This window comes from Neisseria sp. GT4A_CT1, from assembly GCF_000227275.1.
Taxonomy (GTDB): Bacteria; Pseudomonadota; Gammaproteobacteria; order Burkholderiales; family Neisseriaceae; genus Neisseria.
Genome location: NZ_JH164966.1, coordinates 29,563 through 31,826, shown reverse-complemented (window position 1 = coordinate 31,826; position 2,264 = coordinate 29,563). Strand labels below are relative to the sequence as shown.

At 47.5% G+C, this 2,264-nt stretch carries 2 protein-coding genes; both read left to right on the top strand.

What is annotated here, in order from left to right; translation table 11 throughout:
- A partial coding sequence (locus HMPREF1028_RS15430; protein ID WP_036529203.1) for a hypothetical protein occupies positions 1–242 on the top strand: 242 nt, incomplete at its 5' end.
- A gap of 588 nt (positions 243–830) precedes the next feature.
- The gene (locus tag HMPREF1028_RS04900; protein WP_009311690.1) at positions 831–2,174 is read left to right on the top strand and encodes an aldehyde dehydrogenase family protein; all 1,344 of its coding nucleotides are present in this window, start codon (positions 831–833) and stop codon (positions 2,172–2,174) included.
- Positions 2,175–2,264 lie beyond the last annotated feature (90 nt).

The following is a 2,264-nucleotide window of genomic DNA, read 5'->3' as shown; positions in this document are numbered from 1 at the left end:
CTTTTATTGTATTTTCAGCCAAATTTTATTTACCATTTCTTTTCATATATAGGTTAAACATGAAATTTAAATATTATATTATTTCTTTATTTTTCTCGTTGTTTTGCATTCTTTTGGTAGGTATTTTTATTGCTCCCTATGGCTTGAATTTTAAAGGTGAGGAGCAATCCTTCAATGAGGCAACAATGCTGATTTCCTCCCTAATAGAGGAGAAAGAAAGATTAAGCTTGAAACAGGATTAAGATCATACTGGCTATCTTGTTACGGACTTGATGATTTATGTAAAATGGAAAATATAAATAAAAGATTCCCTATAACAAATGCAAAAATATTATTATTAAACCCCAATGAAACAAACTTTTTAAATGGCGTTTTAGTTTCGTATTACAAAAATGATATATTTATTCAAACAAAAAAATAACGAAGGATGTGAATTTACTTGCAATATTAGCTTCTAACTCCGTATTTTGTTTAAAGTTGGCAGTATTCTTTTTATTACTTTCTCTTTTCTTTTTCATTAAAAGGATTTGATCAAGGCGCGTTATTCAGAAGGTGCGGCATTTAGGTGGTCAGAACAAGACGGCTGATTCCTCGATAAATTCAGCAGTTTCTACAAAATCAGGGGATGGGAATGGCAAAATTTAAGCGTTATTAGCGAATGACATAAATTCCTTTTAGTCTGGGTTGTCTGTCCGGAAAGGACTGTGTGGAGATGTTCTATCCGAGTTTGCTATATAATCGCGCCATCTTTGGTGAACAAACATCGTCTGAAAGAACGTCTTAATTTTCAGACGACCTAAAATAAAACCGACATACAAAGGAGCCGAACCATGTTTCACAGCATCAACGCCTATACCGGCGAAACCCTTTGCCGCCGTCCTGCGCAGGGTTATGCAGAGTTTGCACAAGAATTGGCAGCGTTGAAGGTGCGCCAGCAAGCATTTGCGCGGTTGGGAGTTACCGGACGGACTGCTTTGCTGCAAGCTTTTGCCGAGCGTTTGGCGCAAAACAAGGAGCGGCTTGCGGAAATGGTTTGTGAAGAAGTCGGACGCTGCCTGCATGAATGCCGTGCCGAACTGGATAAATCGGTCGAGCTCATCCGATATTACGTCCGCCTTGCCCCCGAGTTGCTGGCGCATAAGACCATTGCCACGCAGGCGAGCCTCAGCCAGGTGCGTTTTGAGCCGTTGGGCGTTGTGCTTGCCGTCATGCCGTGGAACTATCCTGTCTGGCAGGTTTTGCGTTTCGCCATTCCTGCCCTGTGCGCGGGAAATGCTTGTGCCGTCAAGCCTGCGCCCAGCGTTGCGCGGGTCAGCGCTGCGCTGTTGGAGTTGGTTTCAGACGACCTTCCGTTAATTGGCGCATGGTTGGACAACGACGATACGTTGAAAGCCATTGAAGACACCGATGCGATGGCGTTTACCGGCTCGACGCGGACCGGCCGCCTGCTCGCCGCCCATGCGGGAATGCACCTCAAGAAAACCGTCCTCGAACTCGGTGGCAGCAACCCTTTCATTGTCATGCCTGATGCGGATCTCGAACGTGCCGCCGTCGAAGCTTGTTATTCGCGTTTCCGCGACGCGGGTCAGTCTTGCAACGCAGCCAAACGAATCGTCGTTACTGAAGCCGTCGCAGACCGCTTCATCCCCTTGTTTCTTGCTGAATGCGCCAAATTGCAAACGGGCGATCCCAAAGACCCTGCGACCACGCTTGCCCCGCTGCACCGCGAAGACTTGCGCGCAAACGTACATGCTCAAGTACAGGACGCAGTCGCACACGGTGCAGAGGTTTTGACGGGCGGTTTCATTCCCGAAGGAAAGGGCTGGTTTTACCCCGCCACCGTGTTGGACAAAGTGAATCCCGACTGCCGCGTTTGGAATGAAGAGGTTTTCGGGCCGGTTGCCATGATTTTGCGGGCGAAGGACGAGGAACACGCCGTCGCCCTTGCCAACGATACGCCCTACGGATTGGGCGCCAGTATCTATACTGCCAATACCCGCCGCGCTTGGGCGTTTGCCGAAAAAATCCAAGCAGGCTCGGTCTTTATCAACCGCCACACCAGCAGCGACCTGCGCCTACCCTTTGGCGGCGTCAAGGCATCAGGTTACGGACGGGAATTGTCTGAATTCGGGTTGTATGAATTTGTGAACGTGAAAACGTATTGGCAGAAATAAGGAAGGATTGAAAAAGGTCGTCTGAAAACGCCGGGATTGTCTATGTTGCGTTTTCAGACGACCTTTTTTATAGTGGATTAACTTTAAACC

Excerpts from the sequence above, each read along its gene's own strand:
- HMPREF1028_RS04900 (WP_009311690.1), top strand. The coding sequence starts at position 831 with ATGTTTCACAGCATCAACGCCTATACCGGCGAAACCCTTTGCCGCCGT.